Source organism: Rhodoferax sp. (genome assembly GCF_028688795.1).
In the GTDB taxonomy this organism is placed as follows: domain Bacteria; phylum Pseudomonadota; class Gammaproteobacteria; order Burkholderiales; family Burkholderiaceae_C; genus Rhodoferax.
The window spans coordinates 104,430-125,187 of record NZ_JAQTXM010000002.1; the positions used below are offsets into that span (position 1 = coordinate 104,430).

The 20,758-nt window shown below is 55.0% G+C and carries 20 protein-coding genes, 2 tRNA genes and 1 pseudogene; 9 read left to right on the forward strand and 14 right to left on the reverse strand.

Going from position 1 to position 20,758, the window contains the following annotated elements; translation table 11 throughout:
• Complete coding sequence (locus tag PHQ58_RS02105) at positions 1-1,806, reverse strand: extracellular solute-binding protein (RefSeq protein WP_300106697.1); 1,806 nt, start codon at positions 1,804-1,806, stop codon at positions 1-3.
• A gap of 95 nt (positions 1,807-1,901) precedes the next feature.
• On the opposite strand from PHQ58_RS02105, the gene fabI reads away from it, so the two are divergent.
• Positions 1,902-2,693: an enoyl-ACP reductase FabI gene (gene fabI / locus PHQ58_RS02110; protein WP_300106242.1), complete on the forward strand. Its 792-nt coding sequence runs from the start codon at positions 1,902-1,904 to the stop codon at positions 2,691-2,693.
• 58 nt (positions 2,694-2,751) lie between these two features.
• Here fabI and PHQ58_RS02115 read toward each other — a convergent pair whose 3' ends face one another.
• Complete coding sequence (locus PHQ58_RS02115) at positions 2,752-5,040, reverse strand: arginine/lysine/ornithine decarboxylase (protein WP_300106244.1); 2,289 nt, start codon at positions 5,038-5,040, stop codon at positions 2,752-2,754.
• Positions 5,041-5,170: 130 nt separating this feature from the next.
• Here PHQ58_RS02115 and PHQ58_RS02120 point away from each other — a divergent pair, with 130 nt between their 5' ends.
• Both PHQ58_RS02120 and PHQ58_RS02125 read left to right on the forward strand, forming a co-directional pair.
• Positions 5,171-5,605 (forward strand): NfeD family protein, encoded by a 435-nt coding sequence (locus PHQ58_RS02120; RefSeq protein ID WP_300106245.1) that lies wholly within the window; start codon positions 5,171-5,173, stop codon positions 5,603-5,605.
• Positions 5,606-5,620: 15 nt separating this feature from the next.
• Positions 5,621-6,529, forward strand: coding sequence for an SPFH domain-containing protein (locus PHQ58_RS02125; protein WP_300106247.1), 909 nt, complete (start codon positions 5,621-5,623; stop codon positions 6,527-6,529).
• Positions 6,530-7,627: 1,098 nt separating this feature from the next.
• Here PHQ58_RS02125 and PHQ58_RS02130 read toward each other — a convergent pair.
• The 4 genes from PHQ58_RS02130 to PHQ58_RS02145 form a co-directional block, all read right to left on the reverse strand.
• Positions 7,628-7,852, reverse strand: coding sequence for a DUF559 domain-containing protein (locus tag PHQ58_RS02130; protein WP_300106249.1), 225 nt, complete (start codon positions 7,850-7,852; stop codon positions 7,628-7,630).
• A complete protein-coding gene (locus tag PHQ58_RS02135) occupies positions 7,849-8,346 on the reverse strand; it encodes a DUF5710 domain-containing protein (protein WP_300106251.1) in 498 nt (165 codons plus the stop codon). Before PHQ58_RS02135 ends, PHQ58_RS02130 begins: the two co-directional genes overlap by 4 nt.
• An 8-nt stretch (positions 8,347-8,354) precedes the next feature.
• Positions 8,355-8,627 (reverse strand): hypothetical protein, encoded by a 273-nt coding sequence (locus tag PHQ58_RS02140; protein WP_300106253.1) that lies wholly within the window; start codon positions 8,625-8,627, stop codon positions 8,355-8,357.
• A gap of 81 nt (positions 8,628-8,708) precedes the next feature.
• On the reverse strand, positions 8,709-9,062 hold the full coding sequence (locus tag PHQ58_RS02145; RefSeq protein WP_300106254.1) for a hypothetical protein: 354 nt from the start codon (positions 9,060-9,062) through the stop codon (positions 8,709-8,711).
• A gap of 168 nt (positions 9,063-9,230) precedes the next feature.
• Between PHQ58_RS02145 and yghU the strand changes: the two genes are divergently transcribed.
• The 4 genes and pseudogenes from yghU to PHQ58_RS02165 all read left to right on the forward strand — a co-directional run bounded on the left by yghU (position 9,231) and on the right by PHQ58_RS02165 (position 11,332).
• Positions 9,231-10,106 (forward strand): glutathione-dependent disulfide-bond oxidoreductase, encoded by an 876-nt coding sequence (yghU, locus tag PHQ58_RS02150; protein WP_300106256.1) that lies wholly within the window; start codon positions 9,231-9,233, stop codon positions 10,104-10,106.
• Positions 10,103-10,735, forward strand: coding sequence for a glutathione S-transferase (locus PHQ58_RS02155; protein WP_300106258.1), 633 nt, complete (start codon positions 10,103-10,105; stop codon positions 10,733-10,735). Before yghU ends, PHQ58_RS02155 begins: the two co-directional genes overlap by 4 nt.
• A 28-nt stretch (positions 10,736-10,763) precedes the next feature.
• Positions 10,764-10,925, forward strand: a pseudogene (locus PHQ58_RS02160) (TMEM175 family protein); the annotation flags it as partial.
• Between the two features lie 83 nt (positions 10,926-11,008).
• Positions 11,009-11,332: a hypothetical protein gene (locus tag PHQ58_RS02165; RefSeq protein ID WP_300106260.1), complete on the forward strand. Its 324-nt coding sequence runs from the start codon at positions 11,009-11,011 to the stop codon at positions 11,330-11,332.
• 82 nt (positions 11,333-11,414) lie between these two features.
• Here the strand turns inward: PHQ58_RS02165 and PHQ58_RS02170 are convergent.
• From PHQ58_RS02170 to uvrC, 8 genes are all read right to left on the reverse strand, one after another.
• Positions 11,415-11,490 (reverse strand) — tRNA-His (locus tag PHQ58_RS02170).
• A gap of 28 nt (positions 11,491-11,518) precedes the next feature.
• The gene (locus tag PHQ58_RS02175; protein WP_300106262.1) at positions 11,519-13,480 is read right to left on the reverse strand and encodes a SurA N-terminal domain-containing protein; all 1,962 of its coding nucleotides are present in this window, start codon (positions 13,478-13,480) and stop codon (positions 11,519-11,521) included.
• A gap of 69 nt (positions 13,481-13,549) precedes the next feature.
• Positions 13,550-13,625: transfer RNA gene (locus tag PHQ58_RS02180), tRNA-Val, on the reverse strand.
• A gap of 13 nt (positions 13,626-13,638) precedes the next feature.
• Complete coding sequence (locus tag PHQ58_RS02185) at positions 13,639-13,911, reverse strand: HU family DNA-binding protein (protein WP_300106264.1); 273 nt, start codon at positions 13,909-13,911, stop codon at positions 13,639-13,641.
• A gap of 213 nt (positions 13,912-14,124) precedes the next feature.
• A complete protein-coding gene (locus PHQ58_RS02190) occupies positions 14,125-15,219 on the reverse strand; it encodes a tartrate dehydrogenase (RefSeq protein WP_300106266.1) in 1,095 nt (364 codons plus the stop codon).
• 54 nt (positions 15,220-15,273) lie between these two features.
• On the reverse strand, positions 15,274-16,134 hold the full coding sequence (locus PHQ58_RS02195) for a DMT family transporter (RefSeq protein ID WP_300106267.1): 861 nt from the start codon (positions 16,132-16,134) through the stop codon (positions 15,274-15,276).
• Between the two features lie 20 nt (positions 16,135-16,154).
• Positions 16,155-16,721 (reverse strand): CDP-diacylglycerol--glycerol-3-phosphate 3-phosphatidyltransferase, encoded by a 567-nt coding sequence (gene pgsA, locus PHQ58_RS02200; RefSeq protein WP_300106269.1) that lies wholly within the window; start codon positions 16,719-16,721, stop codon positions 16,155-16,157.
• A 42-nt stretch (positions 16,722-16,763) separates the two neighbouring features.
• Positions 16,764-18,830 (reverse strand): excinuclease ABC subunit UvrC, encoded by a 2,067-nt coding sequence (gene uvrC / locus PHQ58_RS02205; RefSeq protein WP_300106271.1) that lies wholly within the window; start codon positions 18,828-18,830, stop codon positions 16,764-16,766.
• Positions 18,831-18,856: 26 nt separating this feature from the next.
• On the opposite strand from uvrC, the gene earP reads away from it, so the two are divergent.
• Together earP and efp are read left to right on the forward strand one after the other, a co-directional pair.
• Positions 18,857-19,990: an elongation factor P maturation arginine rhamnosyltransferase EarP gene (gene earP, locus PHQ58_RS02210; protein WP_300106272.1), complete on the forward strand. Its 1,134-nt coding sequence runs from the start codon at positions 18,857-18,859 to the stop codon at positions 19,988-19,990.
• A gap of 92 nt (positions 19,991-20,082) precedes the next feature.
• Positions 20,083-20,637: an elongation factor P gene (efp, locus tag PHQ58_RS02215; RefSeq protein ID WP_300106273.1), complete on the forward strand. Its 555-nt coding sequence runs from the start codon at positions 20,083-20,085 to the stop codon at positions 20,635-20,637.
• Positions 20,638-20,758 lie beyond the last annotated feature (121 nt).

The following is a 20,758-nucleotide window of genomic DNA, read 5'->3' on the forward strand; positions in this document are numbered from 1 at the left end:
TTAGCGCGGGGCTTTTGCCCACCAGGTGTCAATAGCCCAGCCCTCGCCCTGCGAATAGGGAGGCATGGCGGCCGGCTGATCCAGTCGCCAGGCATTGAACACCATGCGGTGTGTGGGGGCAGACCATTGTGGAATCAACACATGGCTGTGGGCAATGACCCGCTCCAGCGCGCGGCAAGCGGGCAACAACTCTGCCTTGGATTTCGCCCGCGTCATGGCACTGATCAAGGCGTCCACCGCTGGGCTTTTGATGCCTGACATGTTGCCGGAATCTTCCTGGTCTGCTGCCTTGGAACCAAATAAATCGGCATATTCCTGGCCCGGGTTGTGCGTACCTCCATAGGCCAGCGAGGTCATATCAAATTCAAATGTCTGCAGGCGCTGTTGGTACAGGGCAAAGTCCACCGGACGAAAGTTAAGGGTGATGCCCAATTTCTCAAGGTTGCGCGCCCATGGTGTCACCACGCGCGCGCTTCCCTCGTTGCTGTCCAGGTATTCCATCTCGAAAACCTGGCCCTGTGCATTGCGCAACTTGCCATTTGAAACGTTCCAACCTGCCGCGTTGAGCAGGGCTTGGGCTCGACGCAAATTAGCCCGTAAAGATGATGGTGCATCGGTGCGTGGCGGCTGCGTCATGGGGCCAAAAACGTCCGCAGGCAACACCTCGCGCCAAGGCTCCAGCAAGACCAGTTCCTGCGCTGAGGGCGATCCGCTTGCCTGACAATCGGTGTTGCCGAACAAACCATTGACTCGCTGGTAAGCGTTGTAAAACAACTGGCGGTTCATCCACTCGTAATCCAGCGCCAAGCCCAGCGCTTGGCGCACCCGGACGTCCTTGAACCGCTCGCGGCGGGTATTGAGCACATAACTTTGAAAGCCGGTGGGCAAACGGTGTTGGTACTCGCGCTTAACCAACTCACCTGTGTCGAATTTTTTCCCATTGACCCGGCGCGCCCAATCACCTGCCGAGAAAAAACGCATCAAATCAAACTCACCGGCTTTCAGTGCCTCCAGCCGGGCTGTCGCATCTTTGTAAATCTTGACCGTGATGCGATCAAAATTGGCCGTGCCGCGTCGCACGTTCAGGTCTTTGGCCCAATAGGTGGTGTCCCGCACATAGGTAATGTCTTTGCCAAAGCGCACCGGGCCAATTTTGTAGGGGCCGCTGCCAATGGGTGTGTCGGTCACGATCTGATCAAACGGTTTGGGCTCGGCGCCTTCCATGCCCCAAGCACGGCTGAACACTGGCAGGCCGCCCACGGTCAACGGCAGTTCGCGGTTAGGCTTCTTGAAGCGGTAACGCACCGTGCGTTCGTCCAGCACATCCAGTCCGCCCACATCTTCCAGCATGGTCTTGTAGGCTGGCGAGGTAAAGGGGCCCATCAAAGCATCAAAACTGTACTTCACATCTGCTGCCAGCACGGCATCACCATTGTGAAACCGCGCCTCTGGACGCAGCTTGAAGGTGGCACTCATACCATCTGCCGACACCACCACATCTTGCGCCAACAAGCCATAACCTGAGCCGGTTTCATCCAGTGAACCAGTCAACAAGCTGTCAAACATCAAATCAGACAGGTAGGCCGGGGCCGAACCCTTGATCGTAAATGGGTTGTATTTGTCAAAGGTAGACACCCGCAGGTTACTGACCAGACGCAACTCGCCACCCTTGGGTGCGTCGGCGTTCACATAGTCGAAGTGCGCAAAACCGGCGGGATATTTCAGGTCGCTCCACAAGGCGTAGCCGTGCGCGGCCCAACCGGGGTTGACCCAACACAAAGCAACAAAAATCAGCAGGCGGCGCATGCGACAATTCTGCATCATTTGTCACTGCATATGACCAAGCTCAAGGGCCAAATCCGCAGTGATTCGACAGACGTTAAAAGACAAAAGAGGTTGATATGGGTTTCCTGACTGGCAAAAAGTTTCTGATCACGGGCGTGTTGTCCAACCGCTCCATCGCCTATGGCATTGCCAAAGCTTGCCATGCCCAAGGGGCAGAACTAGCGTTCAGCTATGTAGGTGAGCGCTTCAAGGAACGCATCACCGAATTTGCCGCCGATTTCAACTCGACCCTAATTTTTGATTGTGATGTGGCTGACGATGCGCAAATCGACAACCTGTTCAAAGACTTGGCCAAAACATGGCCGACCTTTGACGGCTTTGTGCACAGCATCGGTTTTGCCCCGCGTGAAGCCATTGCTGGTAACTTTCTGGATGGTCTAACGCGCGAAAACTTTCGCATTGCCCACGATATCAGTGCCTACAGCTTTCCCGCCATGGCCAAAGCCGCCCTGCCCTACCTGAGCAACACCGCGTCGCTGTTGACGCTGACTTATTTGGGGGGTGTACGTGTGGTGCCGAGCTACAACACCATGGGCCTGGCCAAGGCCTCTCTGGAGTCTTCGGTGCGCTACCTGGCCGATGCCGTGGGTGCCAAGGGCATTCGCGTGAACGGTTTGAGCGCCGGTGCCATCAAAACGCTGGCAGCCAGCGGCATCAAAGACTTTGGCAAACTGCTGGGCATTTCAGCTGCTGCCTCACCACTGAAGCGCAATGTGACCATTGATGAAGTGGGCAACGTGGCCGCCTTCTTGCTCAGCGATCTGGCTTCGGGCATGACCGGTCAGATTTCTTATGTCGACTGTGGCGTGAGTCAGACCGCCGTTGCGGTGGTAGATTCAACTTCTTGATAAAAACAGCTTCTAGCCCTTATAGAATAAGCGCGAGAAGCTATTTATTTCATAGCACTTAACTGGCCACGCAGTCAGCAAAGTAGCGCACTTTACCGTCTGCACCGGGCTCCTCTACGAGGCCGTGAATGTCAGACTCAAACCCTGGGCACTGGCTGTTGAACTCGCGTGAGAACTTCAGGTAATCCACAATCTTTTTGTTGAACACCTCGCCCGGAATCAACAAGGGAATGCCCGGCGGATAAGGTGTCACCAAGCCCACGGTAACGCGACCTTCCAGGTGGTCAATTTCAACCCGCTCGGTTTTGCGCAACGCAATGTGCGCGTAGGCGTCGCTGGGCTTCATGGCCGGACTCAGGTCACTCAAATACATCTCTGTGGTCAAGCGTGCAATGTCGTATTTTGCGTAAAGCTGGTGAATATGCTGGCACAAATCGGCCAAGCCCATGTTTTCATATTTTGGGTACTTTTGACAGAATTCCGGCAAGATGCGCCACATCGACTGGTTCTTGTCGTAATCGTCCTTGAACTGCTGCAGCGCCGTCAACATGCTGTTCCAGCGGCCTTTGGTAATGCCTATGGTGAACATGATGAAAAAGCTGTACAGCCCGGTTTTTTCAACAACGACACCGTGTTCAGCCAAAAATTTGGTCACCACACTGGCGGGAATACCGGTCTTCGCAAACTTGCCGTTCAAATCCATGCCGGGCGTGACCACCGTGGATTTGATCGGATCAAGCATGTTGAATCCGGTCGTCATCTTGCCAAAACCATGCCAGTTCACACCACCCTTGTTGGTGCGCGACTCACCCTTGAGCACCCAATCATTCGCACGGCCAATGCCCTCTTCGGCGAGTTTGTCAGGACCCCAAACCTTGAACCACCAGTCGGTGCCGTATTCGTCATCAATTTTGCGCATGGCACGCCTGAAATCAAGCGCTTCAGCAATGCTTTCCTCCACCAAGGCGGTACCGCCTGGGGGCTCCATCATGGCCGCCGCCACGTCGCAACTGGCAATGATGCTGTATTGTGGGCTGGTGCTGGTGTGCATTAAATAGGCATCATTGAAAAGATGCTTGTCAAGCTTGACGGTTTGTGAGTCTTGCACCAGCACCTGACTGGCCTGACTGATACCGGCCAACAACTTGTGAATCGACTGGGTGGCGTACACCATGGCTTTCTTGGGCCGCGCACGCTTCTTCCCCATGGAATGGTAGGTACCATAAAACGGATGAAACGCCGCATGCGGCAGCCAGGCTTCGTCAAAATGAATGTTCTCGACATAGCCGTCGAGCATGTTCTTAACAGTTTCTGTGTTGTACAGCACCCCGTCGTAAGTGGACTGTGTGAGCGTTAACACCCGAGGCTTGATCTGGTTCACATCAATGTCTGGCAGATGCTGCCGGATCAATGGATTGATCTTGATCTTGGCCTTGATCGCTGCAGGCTCAAACTCGCTTTTGGGAATCGGGCCAATGATGCCAAAGTGATTGCGGGTGGGCTTCAGAAAGACTGGAATAGCCCCCGTCATGATGATCGCATGCAGGATGGACACATGGCAATTGCGGTCAACCACCACCACGTCGTTAGGCGCCACGGTGTGATGCCACACCATCTTGTTTGACGTAGAGGTCCCATTGGTCACAAAAAAGCAGTGGTCTGCATTAAAAATGCGCGCCGCATTGCGTTCGCTCTTGCCAATGGCGCCGTCGTGGTCCAGCAGTTGGCCGAGTTCTTCCACCGCGTTGCACACGTCGGCACGCAGCATGTTTTCACCATAAAACTGGTGATACATCTGACCCACCGGGCTCTTCAAAAACGCCACGCCACCGGAGTGGCCGGGGCAATGCCATGAGTACGATCCGTCTTCAGCATAGTCCAGCAAGGCCTTGAAAAACGGCGGCTGCACGCCTTCAAGGTAGCTTTTAGCCTCGCGGATGATGTGGCGCGACACAAATTCAGGCGTATCCTCAAACATGTGAATGAAACCGTGCAATTCCCGCAAAATGTCATTGGGCAAATGGCGCGAAGTTTTGGTCTCGCCATAAATATAAATCGGCACATCCAAATTGCGGCGCCGCACTTCTTCAATGAAATGCCGCAAATTCACCACGGCGGGATCCAGGTCTGGCCCGGGTGTGAACTCTTCGTCATCAATCGACAAGATGAAGGTGCTTGCCCGGCTTTGTTGCTGGGCGAACTGACTTAAATCACCATAAGTGGTCACGCCGAGCACCTCAAAGCCCTCCGTCTCAATGGCTTGCGCCAGCGCGCGGATGCCCAGTCCTGAGGTATTTTCTGAGCGGTAGTCTTCGTCGATGATGACAATCGGAAAGCGAAATTTCATGGCAAGCTCCAGCGACACACGGTAAATAAGAGAAATAGGCGCGAAGTGTAAGGAGTAATCATGACACTTCAGGCCTGCGCTTCCCCTTTCGGCTGAAAATGTCGTGGTCGCAACACAGTAGAAAGAAGATATGGCTGATTCGACACTTTGGTGGCTGGTCGCAGGTGGCCTGATTGCCGTAGAGCTGATCACCGGCACTTTTTACCTGCTGATGATTTCGCTTGGGTTGGTGGCCGCCGCGCTGTCCGCCCATGCGGGGCTTTCACAGCCCTTGCAATGGGTGTGCGCTGCCGTCGTAGGTGGCGGATCTGTACTTGTCTGGCGGCGTTACAAAAAAACGCTAGCACCCATCGCACCGGCACAGGCCAACCACGATGTCAACATGGATGTTGGCGAAACCGTGCAAGTCGACCACTGGCAGGACGACCATACCTGCAGCATCAAATACCGTGGTGCCCATTGGGACGCCGCCTTGCAAGATGGTCAGGTCGCCAGGCCTGGCCCCTACGTGATTGCAGAAGTCATCGGCAGCCGATTGATCCTTAAAAACCCACAGCCCCTTTAACTTCGAAAGCTCCTCATGGAAATTGCCATCGTATTATTTGTCATTGCAGTGATTTTTGTCACCCAGTCGGTCAAGGTCGTGCCCCAACAGCACGCCTGGGTGGTTGAACGTCTCGGTAAATACAACGGCACACTGACGCCGGGTCTGAATTTTTTAGTGCCGTTTGTGGACAAAGTGGCCTACAAACACTTGCTGAAAGAAGTTCCGCTGGACATTGCCAGCCAAGTCTGCATCACCAAGGACAACACCCAATTACAGGTGGACGGCATTTTGTATTTTCAGGTCACAGATGCCATGCGCGCCAGCTACGGGTCCAGCAACTACATCATGGCCATCTCGCAACTGGCACAAACCTCCTTGCGCTCGGTGATTGGCAAGCTCGAACTGGACAAGACTTTTGAAGAGCGCGACATCATCAATGCCCAAGTAGTGCAAGCCATTGACGAGGCGGCCCTGAATTGGGGCGTGAAGGTGTTGCGTTATGAAATCAAAGACCTGACTCCGCCGAAAGAAATCCTGCACGCTATGCAACAGCAAATCACCGCTGAACGTGAAAAGCGCGCACTGATCGCAGCCTCTGAAGGCCGCCGCCAGGAGCAGATCAACATTGCAACAGGCGAACGCGAGGCCTTCATTGCCCGCTCTGAAGGCGAAAAACAAGCGGTGATCAACAAGGCCCAAGGTGATGCTCAATCGATCTTGGCCGTGGCTGAGGCAACAGCGCAGGCCATTGAACGCATTGCCTCTGCCATCAATCAGCCAGGCGGTGCCGCCGCGGTGCAGCTCAAGGTGGCAGAAAAAGCCGTCGACGCCTACTCAAAAGTTGCTGCAGATGCCACCACCACACTGGTCATTCCCAGCAACATGACCGAAGTATCGACGCTGATCACCTCCGCCATGAAAATGATTCAAACTCAAAAATAGCTAACCAACCTTGTATCGCGTTCAAGATGCGAGGGATTTTTGATTACCCTAGCCGAGCACAGACTGTCATTCGTCTTCGCTGGCCCTGTCTGGCAAGGGCAGATCCTGAATGCGAACAGCCGCAGTTGCTTAAACATCAGCAAGCACGTGAGTCTGCGCCCATCTGCAAAGCACTTGCGAGGAATTCTCTAAAACTTGCCGCCATTTTCGTGACCTTCAAAAAATATCATTGCTGGGTAAAAGGCTACTTTTCTGGCGCTCAATTTGTAGAGAAGCCACGTTACCGCAGTCTGTAAGCAGTGTGCGAACGCCATCAATGCAAAAACCCCGCTATCTTATAAATAGCGGGGTTTCTTTATATTACTTGGGGTGGCTGATGGGGCTCGAACCGATCCCCCCGGCTCAAATAAAAGCGTTTATGGAGCACTCACACAATGACGGCATGCCCCTATACGCCCCCCAATGCCCCCGGTTTATCCCCCATTTATCCCCAACACGGAGACATGCATGATGCAAAACAGAATCGCGACTGAGTTGCTGGCAATAAGGCATGCTGTAGTTGGGTACCCACCAGCAAATGCCACACAAAGTGATGCTTGCGGCACAAAAACTGCCCTCTGGAAGCCTGTGTCGCTATTACGGCTTAAGGCTGAATGCTGGCATACACGGCCGTCAGCTTTAGGGTGGCCCAGTTCGTCGCCCTTCAGAAGCCGGTGCTCAATAATTTGTAGATCGGTCATTCGATTTTTGCCAAAAATCAGATAACTGACCTTGGAGTCTGCCAGACACTTTTTTTAGAATGTCGGACTCAATTGCAGCGTGTGCTGACGGTGGGTGTTGCCAGGCGTACTCACGCTGACTGCCACTATGCGGCTGTTGGATACAGCGACCGGAGCTGGCCCGAATGGCAACTGTAGCTGATTGCGGACTTTGACGAAAGCATGCTACATGCAGTCCTGTTGAGTTTCAAACTCTGTGTCATTGATTCTGCGTCACAAAAAATGTGCAATCAGACCCCAATCTGAACAGACAATTCGAGTGCGTCTTCTACCTCAGTCCTCGGGCACCCCGGCTGCCAACTTCCGCGGCTAACAGAACTCAAGAATCAAAATAATTAGGCTCTTGATAACCCAAACCGAAGCGTAGGTTGATAGCAGTCAGCCAAGCTTCGTCAGCCACCTTCTTCATGTCATTGAAGAGTTCTGTGCCTGCAAAGCGATAGACATCGAAACCTGCCCGCTGCAAATTTCTGTCTCGCTTTCTGTCTGCGATGAATTCTGACTTTCCGCTGTGAAATTCGTAGCCATCGCACTCAATAATCATTTGAAGCTGTGGTTGAGCAGGGCACCAGAGGTACATGTCGACCCTTGCATTTTTTCCATCTGCCCCGAGGCCTGGAAAGACTGATTGCGGCGACAAAATAAATGCGGACCATGCCAAATAGCCTGTTGAAACAATTGGATGCTTGAAAAGCAGTTCAAAATCGTCATTCTGCAGTTTCCCTGAGTCGCGCAAGTGAATCCCAGGACATCGCATCCGCAATCCGCGACGTCATTGGCTGGCTTTGCCGGGGCATTGGCTGGCCGCGCTGGGCCATTGATCGGCACCGGTGGCGAGATCCCTGGCTTCGTCGCCAGCATAGCACCGTCAGCGCCCTTCCCTTCCTTGGCGGCCTCCATGTCTGGAATCCACCGAGAGAATGGCGTGAGGTTCGCCACATCGACGATGTACCAGCACTTCTTTGCGGCATCCCAGCGAGCGCCGAGTGCCTTCACGGCGTCTTTTTCTGCGAAAGGGGTGACCAGATTGATTCTCATGCGGAGAATTATCCTTTTTGGCTGGAGCCGTCCTTCAGTGCTTCTTCAAATTCAGCCAACTCTGCACCAATGGCCACGTATTTCTTCGACTTGGCTTTGTTGTCGGCCCAATTGAGCACGGCTGCTTCCAGGTCTTCTTTGAAATAGGCGAGTGCTGATTCTTTGACCGCTTTGGTGGCAGTCTTCGATGTGCTGGACCATAGGTCAATGAGCTCTGACAGCCCGTTGTCGAAGTCTTCGAAGGTTTCAAGGTGGATCCACTGGCCGCTTTTATCAAACATTTTTTCTTTCGTTAATTGCGTCTGTTTCAGTTAAAAACGGGGATCGGCCGAACCACAGCAATGGCCGGCTTGAGCTAGATTTCAACCACCCTGCATTTCACCCGACAGGAGCTTTACCACCCCTGGTTTGGCTGTCTTGACGACGCGGATCAGGACATGGGCCATATCTTTGGCCAGAATGGCACGGTAGTTCGACGGTAGAAGTGGGCGCAACCCGCGCATAAGCGTTAAGCCAAGACCCTCACCACCACGTTCAGGCTGGCCCAGAGCTGCCCTGTCGCCATCCAGCAATGAGGGTCGCGCAATCACCAGGCTTTTCAACCCCAAGCTGGCAAGGGCAAGCTCCATCTCGCCTTTGATGCGGTTGCAGAAGAAACGGGACTGGGGGTTGGCAACCATGGCGCTGACCACGCCAACTTTAGTCGCTCCGGCCATGGCTTTGTAATTTCGAGCGCAGGTTACCGACAATCGTCACCTGTTGGATCAGTTCCACTTGATTTACGAAACCATGCCGACGTATCTGAAGCCCAACTCTTGACCAGCTTGCAGATATTGCTTGAAATATCATGTGCGATTTTCCATACCCGAAAGTGAGACGCTGTCATGTCTGATTTGCCCGCTTACACCCCACCCAAGGTCTGGACCTGGAACAAAGCCAACGGGGGTCAATTCGCCAACATCAATCGACCGATTGCCGGGCCAACGCACGAGGCAGCGCTGCCGCGAGGCAGTCACCCTTTGCAACTGTATTCACTGGCCACCCCCAATGGTGTCAAAGTCACGGTAATGTTGGAAGAGTTGCTCTCACTCGGCCACAGTGGCGCCCAATACGATGCCTGGCTAATCCGCATCAACCAGGGTGAGCAGTTTGGCAGCGGGTTTGTAGAGGTGAATCCCAATTCCAAAATTCCCGCCCTGCTGGACTACAGCGAACCCGAGCCGGTCCGGGTGTTCGAGTCCGGTTCCATCCTGTTGTACCTGGCCGAGAAATTTGGCGCGTTCCTGCCGACCGATCCAGCCCGACGCGCTGAATGCATGTCGTGGCTGTTTTGGCAAATGGGCAGCGGACCCTACTTGGGCGGCGGTTTTGGCCACTTTTACGCCTATGCGCCAACAAAGATTGAATACGCCATTGACCGTTTTGCCATGGAAGTCAAACGCCAGTTGGATGTGCTCAACCGGCGCTTGGCTGAAAGCCCCTACGTGGGTGGTGACGATTACACGATTGCTGACATGGCCATCTGGCCTTGGTATGGGGCACTGGTCAAAGGGCTGGTGTATGACGCTGGTGAATTCCTGCAGGTTCATGAGTACACCCAGGTGATCCGTTGGGCTGACGAGATCGCCAAACGTCCGGCGGTCCAACGAGGGCGCATGGTCAACCGCGTCACCGGGCCACTGGAGTCACAGTTGCATGAACGTCACTCTGCCAGCGACTTCGAGACCAGCACCCAAGACAAGCTGAAGGATTCAAAATGATCACACTTTATGACTGTGCCACCGCGCCCAGCCCGCGTCGTGCACGCATCCTGCTCGCCGAAAAAGGCATCACCCACGAGACTGTGCAGGTTGATTTGAAAGCGGGTGAGCAACTCGGTGACGTTTATAGGAAGATAAACCCCCTGTGCACCGTGCCAGCCTTGCGCACGAACGAGGGTGTTACGTTGACCAGCAACGCGGCGATTGCTGCTTACCTGGAGGCCCGCTTCCCGCAACCACCCATGCTGGGCGTGACACCGTTGGACAAGGCAGACATCGCGGATTGGCACTGGCGCATTGAGTTTGAAGGCTTTATGCCCATTGCTGAGGCCTTTCGCAACAATTCCGTGGCCATGTTGCACCGTGCATTGCCCGGACCAGTGAACTATGAGCAAATCCCTCAACTGGCCGAGCGTGGATTGGCCAGGCTGCAGCAGTTCCTGTCGGACTTGAACGAACGCCTGCGTGACCGAGACTTCATCGCGGCCCAGCAGTTCAGCATCGCCGACATCGCTGCGGTCGTGACCGTCGACTTTGCACGCATCGTCAAGGTCAGGCCCGATGAGCGCCATCCGCATCTGTTGCGCTGGCGAACGGCGATGGGTCAGCGGCCCACGATGGCCTTGTAGTTGGACACCGACAACAATACTTGCTGACATGGGAAAAAACCGGCTTGAGGCATTTAGTGATGGTGTGTTGGCCATCATCATTACCATCATGGTGCTGGAGATGATGGTGCCTCACGGCGAAGATCTGGCATCCTTGCGGCCTGTGCTACCCGTGTTTCTGAGCTACGTGCTGAGCTTTGTCTATGTGGGCCGCAAATTGACCGCGTCAACGGCGAAATCAGGACCATCCGAGCAAAACAGCGCGGAAAGAAACGCGGCCAGATTACTGAGGTGGTGAACATCAGCCCAGTGTTAGATGGACTGATATCCAGGCTGGACAAAATCCGCAAGCTCGATTTCCGCCACGTCTTCCCGACCCGAGACAACAACCAGTACAGCGACGGTGGATTCAAAACACTTTGGCAGCGATTTGTACTGGAAGCAATCAAACAAGGCGTCCTGACGAAAGGCACCCGTTTCACTTTTCACGACCTGCGCGCTTTCTACGCCACGAAGCACAAAAAGGTGACAGGAGCCCTGCCCGACTTGCATAAAAACCCGGAGACGACGGCTCGCGTTTACGACCGATCAACGGAGGTATTCAGGTCGTCAAACTGACCGCCATTTCCCACGGTGGGAAATTTGAGGCTATCAGAAAGCAAAAAGCCCACCGAAAAGTGGGCTAAGTGCTTGATTTATATGGGGTGGCTGATGGGGCTCGAACCCACGACAACAGGAATCACAATCCTGGACTCTACCGACTGAGCTACAGCCACCGCAGCTTAATATTATAACGGATGAAGTCTATTTATTGGCCGAAGCGGGAGCTGTTTGAACCACAGATTTCGATTTGGCAACAGCCGCACTCACAGGCGCGGGAATCAAGATTTCAACTTTGAGGCGCTCTTTCAGCACCGAGTAGTAGGCCTGCGCTTCCGCAGCTGTCCACCACTGGGCGTACTGATCTCGGTCTTGTTTAGCAGACGCCTGCACCGCCTCGTTGCGCGGCACTACTTTATTGACCCGGACCACGGCATAACCCGTGGCACCCAGATCAACGCCCACCCAAGTGGGAAGCGCGGCAGCGTCAGCTCGCAGTGCTGCAATCAACACAGGTGCAGGCACAATTTGAGCCTGGTCACGCGACACGGTGACTGCTGCTGGCAGACTGGCTGTCGCAGCGTCTCGCTTCCACTGAGCCAGTTTGTCACCCCCTTCTTTTTTTGCCAACTCGGCGGCTTTGGCCGCGACAACTCGATCACGCACCTGCTGACGAACTTCTACCAGCGGTAGGACCCGGGCGGGCTGATGTGCCACCACGTGGCCAGCAGCCAACTGATTAACAGCGACCTCGACGGCTTCCGTGTTTCGTTTTTTGTCAATGGTGTCAGACGAAAAGAGCGTTGCCAAAAATTTATCACTGGACAGCACGCCGATTGCACCAGGCGCTGACTGTCGTGTCACGTTGTCTACAGTTTTGATATCAAGCTTGAGTTTGTCGGCCACTGGTTTGAGGCTATCGGCTTGCTCATACACAGTGTTGGTGAATATCTCTGCAAACTCGGCGTATTTGCGCTGGGCCTGTTGGGTCTTGAGGTCAGATTCAATGCTGGTCCGCAACTCGTCAAAACTGCGCTGTTTGGGAGTTTTTACATCAGTCAGCTGGATGATGTGATAACCGAAATCTGACTCCACGACCTCGCTGATATCGCCCTTCTTCATGGCAAACACCGCGTCCTCGAAGGGTTTGACCATGGCACCACGAACAAAAAAGTCAAGATCGCCACCTTTGGCTGCTGAACCTGTATCTTGCGAATTCTTCTGGGCCAGGTCGGCAAAACTGGCAGGTGCCGCGCGCACGGCCTTCAACAACTCATCAGCCTTTGTTCGTGCTTGTTGCCGGTCTGCGGCCGGCGCATCTTTGGGCACATTGATCAGGATATGGCTGGCCCTACGTTCTTCATTGCCGCTGAGCCGGGCCACGTTTTGATCGTAATACGCCTTCAAATCAGCCTCGGGAATTTCGATGCTCTTCTTGACCGAATTCATGTCAAGCACCACGTATTCAACTTTCGCTTGCTCGGGTGCCTGAAATAATTCTTGGTTGGCCTGATAGAAGGCGTCGAGTTCTGCATCTGTCGGGTTAACCTTGGATGCGTAACCGGCCGCCAAAAAGTTGACCACCTGAATCTCGCGTTTTTCAAAGAACGCATTCAGCGCGACATCAGCCACGACAGGCGTAACGAAACCGGTGCCACGCACGCCAGCCTCAACTTGCTGTTTGGACAAGTCTTGCCGCACACTGTTCTCAAACCCCTCTGGGGTCAATCCTTGGCTCGCTGCCAACTGGCGATAGCGATCCATGTCCATCTTACCGTCGGGTTTGCGCAGCGACGCAATGGTGGGATCTTCCTGTAAATATCTGGCCAACCGCGCATCACTGGTCGACAATTTAGCCTTTTCTGCGGCCACCGCCATCACACGCTCTCGCACCAACCGCTCAAGTGTGGCGTAGCGTGCCGCCGGAGAATCGAGCAGTTTGACATCGACATTGGGGGCAGAGGCGCGCACGCGGTCTGCCTCAGTCTTGTGCGCAGAGTCCCACTGGCTTTGGGTGATGTCATGGCCGCCAACGCGCGCCACAGCCGTATCGGACTCCTTCATGCGGTTGTAGCCGTCGATACCAAACAGCACAAACGACGGGATGATCAGCAAGAACAAAACCATCATCATGATCTTGGTGTGCTTTCGGAAGATATCGAACATACGCTAACTCTCCTGCATGGCAACAAAAAAGGCGAACATGGTGTTCGCCTTTATGTGGGGTAGTGGGGGTGGTGGGTGATGACGGGCTCGAACCGCCGACCTACGCCGTGTAAAGGCGCCGCTCTACCAACTGAGCTAATCACCCCACTGACAACAAATTAATTCAGGGCATCTTTCAATGCTTTACCCGGACGGAACTTGGGAACCTTGGCTGCCTCGATTTTAATCGACGCGCCAGTGCGCGGATTACGACCAACGCGGGCCGCGCGTTTGCCTGCAGCAAACGTACCAAACCCAACCAACGACACCGAACCGCCATCTTTCAGGGTGGTTTTGACAGCTTCAATGGTTGCCTCAAGCGCACGTGCCGCCGCCGCTTTGGACATATCAGCATTGCTGGAAATGAAATCAATTAACTCACTTTTATTCACAACAAACCTCTCATGGGGTATAAAAAATCAACCGGGTGTCTCTTTTTGGATTTTTGCGGATCAGCCTTAAGCGGCTCAGTGCAATACAGTGTTTGAAGCCAGTTCAAATTCGCCACAGAGAAAAAACCGATTCTAGACTGCTTTGACCAACCTACCCTGCAGCCCGTGGCATTTTTTGTTTTGAGGGTCTCAGAATTTTGCAAATGGCGCACCTCAGGCAAGTGCAATTTGCTCCGCGATGGCACGCCCAAGATCCTGCGTACTGGCAGAGCCACCCAAGTCAGGCGTGCGTGGCGCGGCAGTTTTCGGCGCCAGCACCTGCTCGACAGCGGACAACACCGCGTCATGCGCCGCCTTGAATCCCAGAAATTCCAGCATCAAGGCGCCACTCCAAATCTGACCAATCGGGTTGGCAATGGCCCGACCCGCAATGTCAGGCGCGGAACCATGCACAGGCTCAAACAATGACGGAAACAAGCGCTCAGGGTTGAGGTTGGCACTGGGTGCAATGGCAATGGTGCCAGTGCAGGCCGGGCCCAAATCACTCAAGATGTCACCAAACAAATTGCTGCCGACCACCACATCAAAATAGTCAGGCCGTTGCACAAAGTACGCTGTCAGGATGTCTATATGAAACTTGTCAACCCTGACATCAGGATAGTACTTGGCCATCTCCGACACCCGTTCATCCCAATACGGCATGGTGATGGCAATGCCATTGGATTTGGTGGCGCTGGTCAAGTGTTTTTTTGGCCGCGACTGGGCCAACTCGAAGGCGAATTTCAACACCCGATCCACGCCAATGCGCGACATGACGGTTTCCTGGATCACGATCTCGCGCGCTGTTCCCGCATACATGCGGCCACCAACGCTGGAGTACTCGCCCTCGGTGTTCTCGCGCACGATCACCATGTCGATCTCGCCAGGCAAGCGCGCTGTGCCATCGCGCCGAACCACCGGGGCGATGATGCCGGGCATCAGCCGCGCCGGACGCAGGTTGACATACTGATCAAATTCACGACGAAACTGCAGCAATGAGCCCCATAACGAGACGTGATCCGGAACCTTCTCTGGCCAGCCCACAGCGCCAAAGTAGATGGCATCATGACCACCAATCTGGTCTTTCCAGTTGTCGGGGAGCATCTGCCCATGCTTCTCAAAATAATCCCAGCTGGAAAAATCAAAATGATCAAACTGCAGCTTGATACCAAACTTGTCGGCCACTGCCTCCATCACGCGAATGCCCTCAGGCATCACTTCCTTGCCAATGCCGTCACCGGCAATCACGGCAATCCTTTTTTGACTCATGACATGGCTCCTTCAGATTTGCAAACAAAACAACAATCAGGCGTTGCTGGCGTTTCAGCCGTATTTGGGCTGCCACACCACCAGCGCCACACCCAAAGCTGTCAGCATCGTGCCCAAGACGGTGGCGAGGGTGATGGGCTCGGCAAACAGTAGCCAGGCAATAAAAGCTGTCACCGGTGGCACCAGATACATCAAGCTGGCAACTGACGCTGCAGCGCCTTTTTGAATCAGCAAATACAACAAGGAACTGCCGCCCAGCGTGAGCGCCAGCACTGACCAGGCTATGGCACCGATCAGTTCCCCATTCCAACGAATGGCTTCAAGCTCAAGAGCCGCCAGCGGCAAGGTCACCACCAATGCGGCCATGAGTTGAACCGTGTTGGCCGTGCGAACATCGCATGATTTGACGAAACGTTTCTGATACAGCGTACCGATCGTGATGCTGAGCAACGCGCCCGTCGCCAACGAGATGTTGAGCCAGTTGGCTTCACCGCCAGCGCCAAATTTACGCGACACAACCATCACCAAACCCAAAAAACCCAGTACCAGACCAATCCACTGCCTGGGCAAGATTCTGTTGCCAGTCGAAGCGAGCCACAGCGCGGTCAACACGGGTTGCAAACCCACAATCAAAGACGACAGACCCGACCCCATGCCCAGTTTGACCGCCGCCCAAACGCCTCCCAGGTAGCAGGCATGCATAAACACACCCGTCACCGCAAGATGCGCCCATTGCTTGGGATGCGTCGGCCACTTGACGCGCGCCAACACAATCCAAAGCAGAAAACACGCGATGGACAAGGTGTAACGAATCGCCAGAAATTTAAAAGGCGGGGCATGGGGCATGCCATAACGCGCCACGATGAACCCGGTGCTCCAGATCAGCACAAACACCGCCGGCATGACCCGAATCATGGGCCGCTCAATCGCCACGGTCACTTCACGCGCGACCTGATTTCAGGCAAGGCTTTTTGCAGGTAATAGACCATGGACCAGACCGTCAGGACAGCGGCAATCCAGATCAGCCAGACACCCCATACATGTGTGTCGATCAGTCCAAAAAGCACACCGTCAAACAACAAAAACGGAATCGCCACCATTTGTGCTGTGGTTTTGAGCTTGCCGACCATGTGCACGGCGACGCTCTTGGAAGCGCCAATCTGCGCCATCCATTCCCGCAGGGCCGAAATCGCTATTTCACGGCCGATGATGATCAGCGCCACAAACACATCGGCCCGGCCCAGATGCACCAGCACCAGCACCGAAGCACAAACCAAAATCTTGTCTGCCACCGGATCCAGGAAGGCGCCAAATGCCGACACTTGATTGAGCTTGCGCGCCAGATAGCCGTCCAGCCAGTCGGTGGCGGCAAACACCACAAACATCACCGTGGCCCATTCATTGCGCGTGGTGGTCTCAATGGGCAAATAAAACACGCCCACAATGAGGGGGATCGCCACAATGCGGGCCCAGGTCATGAGGGTGGGAATGGTCCAAAACATGCTTCAATTGTGGCACGGGGTTTAACGCATCAGCCGCATCCTTCAATGCAGCGCGCGGTAAATTTCCTGCGCCAGTTCATGCGAGATACCTTCGACCTGCGCAATGTCATCCGCCGACGCCAGTGCCACCCCGCGCACGCCGCCAAAACGCTGCAACAAACGCGCACGCCGTTTCGGGCCGATGCCCGGAATTTCTTCCAGCTTGCCACCATCCATGCGCACCTTGGCACGGGCCGCACGCATGCCGGTGATGGCAAAACGGTGCGCCTCATCGCGGATTTGTGCCACCAGCATCAGCGCAGCCGAATCCTTTCCCAGGTAAACCTTCTCGCGGCCATCGGCAAACACCAGTTCTTCCAGCCCAATGCGCCGGCCCTCGCCTTTTTCCACCCCCACGATCAAGGACAAGTCCAACCCCAGTTGCACGAAAACCTCGCGTGCCATCGACACCTGGCCCTTGCCACCATCCACCAACACCAGATCGGGCAACTTGCCCGTGCCCGCCGGGGTTTCACCGGAGCGTTTGGCCTCAGCCAATGTTTCTGCCAACTTGCTGTATCGGCGCAGCAACACCTGGCGCATGGCAGCGTAGTCGTCACCCGGCGTGATGTCGTTGATCTTGAAGCGGCGGTACTCCGCGTTTTGCATTCGGTGGTGATGAAACACCACACATGAGGCCTGGGTCGATTCACCCGCCGTGTGGGAGATGTCAAAACACTCCACCCGCAGTTCATCCAGGCTTTCCATGGGCAGGTCAAGCGCCTCAACCAGCGCCCGGGTGCGCGCCTGTTGCGAGCCCTCTTCGGCCAACAATCTTGCCAATTGCAGCCCCGCATTGGTCTGCGCCATTTCCAGCCAGACCCGACGTTGCTCACGCGGGTTGTGGACAGCGCTGACCTTGACGCCGGTTTGCTCCGACAAGGCTTTCAGTAAACCCTTGTCCACCGGAACGCTCACCACCAGTGAGGGCGGCGCGGGCACATTCAGATAGTGCTGAGCAATGAAGGCATCCAGCACCTGCATCTCGACACTTCGCACCGCGCTGGGCGCATCTGCCTCATCCGAGTCATCCAGATCGGCTGCGTCTTCAACATGCACCGGGAAATATGGTCGATCACCCAGATGCCGACCGCCGCGCACCATGGCCAGGTTGACGCAGGCGCGCCCGCCATGAACCTTCACCGCCAAAATATCCACATCGCGGTCCGACACGTTGTCCACCGACTGCTGATGCAGCACATTCGAGAGCGCCGCCACTTGGTTGCGCAACTCTGCCGCCTGCTCAAATTCCAGCTTGTCGGCGTGCGCCATCATGCGGGCTTCCAGCTCGGCCATCACCTCGCGCGCATCACCGTTCAAGAAGCGCTCGGCATCCAGCACGTCCTGCGCATAGGCCGTTGCCGAAATATGGCCAACACAAGGTGCCGAGCAGCGCTTGATCTGGTACAGCAAGCACGGCCGGGTGCGGTTGTTGAACACCGGGTCTTCGCAGGTGCGCAGCCTGAAGACCTTTTGCATCAGCAAAATCGCTTCTTTCACCGCCCAGGCGCTGGGGTAAGGGCCGAAATAATGATGCTTCTTCTCAACTGCGCCACGGTAATACGACACACGGGGAAACCAGTCGCCGTTCACTTTGGTCAGGTTATTTATATCATTTTGACCTGTAGCCCTCATGGGTAAAGCGTAAGCAGCTTTGCTTTTTATAGCATCCGACACAGGCGCTGGTGCGCCAATTTTCAAATACGGGTAGCTCTTGTCGTCCCGAAACAAGATGTTGTATTTTGGGTTGAGCGTCTTGATCAGGTTGTTTTCAAGCAGCAGCGCCTCTGCCTCGGAGCGCACCACCGTGGTCTCCAGCCGGGCAATTTTGCTCACCATGTGGCCAATACGCGTGCCGCCATGGTTTTTTTGAAAATAGCTCGACACCCGCTTCTTCAAGTTGATGGCCTTGCCCACGTAAAGCACATTACCTTGCGCGTCGAAATAGCGGTACACACCGGGCAGCGCGGGCAGGCTGGCCACATCGCTGAGCACCTGTTCCGGGTATGCCGCGGTGGCTTTGGCTGGCGTGCATTCAGCCAATGACTTGAAGGGTTCTTGTTCGGACATAGGTGCGTATTGTGGACAATTGAGCCATGCACTGCTCCATACCCGACCCTGCCCTGCGTTGGGACATTTTTTGTCAGGTCATCGACAACTTCGGCGACATCGGTGTCTGCTGGCGACTGGCATGCAATTTGGCCCAGCGCGGCCAAATAGTGCGCCTTTGGGTGGACGATGCAAGCGCGCTGGCATGGATGGCACCAGACGGGGCACCAAGGGTGGAAGTTAGAGCTTGGACAACGCCGCTTGACCTCGCCGGCATCGTTCCCGGCGATGTGATGATTGAGGCTTTTGGCTGCAGAATTGCACCTGAATTTATAGCTATCTACGCAAGTAATATAAGAGCTAGAGGCCAAAAAAGTATATGGATTAACCTGGAATACCTGAGCGCAGAAGACTTTTCTGCACGCTGCCATGGCCTGCCCTCACCCGTCATGTTTGGTCCCGGCGAAGGGTTAGCCAAACATTTTTTTTACCCAGGCTTTACCAAGGACACGGGTGGCCTTTTACGCGAACCAAATCTTCTTGTAAGCCGGGCGCAATTTGACCGCGACGCCTGGCTGGCTGGCCTGGGTGTCGAATGGCGCGGCGAGCGCCTGGTGTCACTCTTTTGTTATGAACCCGCCGGTTTGGGTGACCTGCTGGACACCTTGGCCCATGACACGCAACCCACTCGCCTGCTGGTGACCCATGGCCGGGCCAGTGAGGCTGTGCGCGAAGAAATTTCAAGAAAAATGAGCCTCAAGCCCTTATGGAGCAAGCGTGAGAAGCTATTAATTTCATATCTACCACAACTCACGCAAACTGAGTTTGATCACCTGTTGTGGGCATGCGATTTAAATTTTGTACGCGGCGAAGACTCGCTGGTACGGGCGCTGTGGGCTGGCAAGCCCTTCGTCTGGCAGATTTACCCGCAAGACGATGGCGCCCATGGCCCCAAACTGGACGCTTTCCTGACCTGGCTGCAAGCCCCGCCCTCATTGCGCCGAGCTCACGACATTTGGAACGGACTCAACACAAGTGCCGCAGCAGACCCGCAGCGGCCATGGCTGACACCTCAGAACCTGGCAGATTGGCAAGCAGCCGTAGAACTGGCACGCCAAACCCTACTGGGTCAGGATGATCTGGCACAGGCACTGATCACTTTCGCCTTGAAAACCAACTAAAATATCAGGCTGTGTGCGGCACAGCGTTGATTTTCTTCAAAGCTCAAGCCGCCCTCGCCGCCAGATGCGCGGCCTACTTTCACTCTCTGACTATGAAAATCGCTCAAGAAATCCGCGCCGGCAACGTCATCATGCACGGCAAAGACCCTATGGTCGTCCTGAAAACCGAATACGCCCGCGGCGGCCGCGGTGCTGCCACCGTGCGCATGAAGCTCAAAAGCCTGATCGCCAATTTCGGTACCGAAGTTGTGCTGCGGGCCGACGACAAAATCGACAACGTGATCCTCGACAAGAAAGATTGCACCTACTCGTACTTTGCCGACCCCATGTACATCTGCATGGACGAAGAATTCAACCAGTACGAAGTGGAAGCCGAAAACATGGGCGACTCGCTCAGCTACCTCGAAGATGGCATGCCGCTCGAAGTGGTGTTCTATGACGGCAAAGCCATTTCGGTCGAGCTGCCCACCAGCGTTGTACGCGAGATCACCTGGACCGAGCCAGCCGTCAAAGGCGACACCTCAGGCAAAGTGCTCAAGCCCGCCAAGCTGGCCACAGGCTTTGAAATTGGCGTGCCAATTTTTGTGGCACAAGGCGACAAGGTCGAAATCGACACCCGCACCGGCGAGTACCGCAAGCGCGTGTAAACCAGCCAGCCTACCAAGGTTTTGCGGTCAAAAAGGCTTCTTCGGAAGCCTTTTTTGGCTCATTGACAACCCTTTTCCCCACATGCGTCAACGCACTAACGCCAACAATCGGTGTAGGCTA

Excerpts from the sequence above, each read along its gene's own strand:
- PHQ58_RS02105 (WP_300106697.1), bottom strand. The coding sequence starts at position 1,806 with ATGCGCCGCCTGCTGATTTTTGTTGCTTTGTGTTGGGTCAACCCCGGT.
- uvrC (WP_300106271.1), bottom strand. The coding sequence starts at position 18,830 with ATGTCCGAACAAGAACCCTTCAAGTCATTGGCTGAATGCACGCCAGCC.
- PHQ58_RS02190 (WP_300106266.1), bottom strand. The coding sequence starts at position 15,219 with ATGAGTCAAAAAAGGATTGCCGTGATTGCCGGTGACGGCATTGGCAAG.
- PHQ58_RS02140 (WP_300106253.1), bottom strand. The coding sequence starts at position 8,627 with ATGTTTGATAAAAGCGGCCAGTGGATCCACCTTGAAACCTTCGAAGAC.
- fabI (WP_300106242.1), top strand. The coding sequence starts at position 1,902 with ATGGGTTTCCTGACTGGCAAAAAGTTTCTGATCACGGGCGTGTTGTCC.
- PHQ58_RS02130 (WP_300106249.1), bottom strand. The coding sequence starts at position 7,852 with ATGATTATTGAGTGCGATGGCTACGAATTTCACAGCGGAAAGTCAGAA.
- PHQ58_RS02135 (WP_300106251.1), bottom strand. The coding sequence starts at position 8,346 with ATGAGAATCAATCTGGTCACCCCTTTCGCAGAAAAAGACGCCGTGAAG.
- earP (WP_300106272.1), top strand. The coding sequence starts at position 18,857 with ATGCACTGCTCCATACCCGACCCTGCCCTGCGTTGGGACATTTTTTGT.
- pgsA (WP_300106269.1), bottom strand. The coding sequence starts at position 16,721 with ATGTTTTGGACCATTCCCACCCTCATGACCTGGGCCCGCATTGTGGCG.
- PHQ58_RS02175 (WP_300106262.1), bottom strand. The coding sequence starts at position 13,480 with ATGTTCGATATCTTCCGAAAGCACACCAAGATCATGATGATGGTTTTG.
- PHQ58_RS02195 (WP_300106267.1), bottom strand. The coding sequence starts at position 16,134 with ATGATTCGGGTCATGCCGGCGGTGTTTGTGCTGATCTGGAGCACCGGG.
- efp (WP_300106273.1), top strand. The coding sequence starts at position 20,083 with ATGAAAATCGCTCAAGAAATCCGCGCCGGCAACGTCATCATGCACGGC.
- PHQ58_RS02115 (WP_300106244.1), bottom strand. The coding sequence starts at position 5,040 with ATGAAATTTCGCTTTCCGATTGTCATCATCGACGAAGACTACCGCTCA.
- PHQ58_RS02145 (WP_300106254.1), bottom strand. The coding sequence starts at position 9,062 with ATGGCCGGAGCGACTAAAGTTGGCGTGGTCAGCGCCATGGTTGCCAAC.
- yghU (WP_300106256.1), top strand. The coding sequence starts at position 9,231 with ATGTCTGATTTGCCCGCTTACACCCCACCCAAGGTCTGGACCTGGAAC.
- PHQ58_RS02155 (WP_300106258.1), top strand. The coding sequence starts at position 10,103 with ATGATCACACTTTATGACTGTGCCACCGCGCCCAGCCCGCGTCGTGCA.
- PHQ58_RS02125 (WP_300106247.1), top strand. The coding sequence starts at position 5,621 with ATGGAAATTGCCATCGTATTATTTGTCATTGCAGTGATTTTTGTCACC.
- PHQ58_RS02120 (WP_300106245.1), top strand. The coding sequence starts at position 5,171 with ATGGCTGATTCGACACTTTGGTGGCTGGTCGCAGGTGGCCTGATTGCC.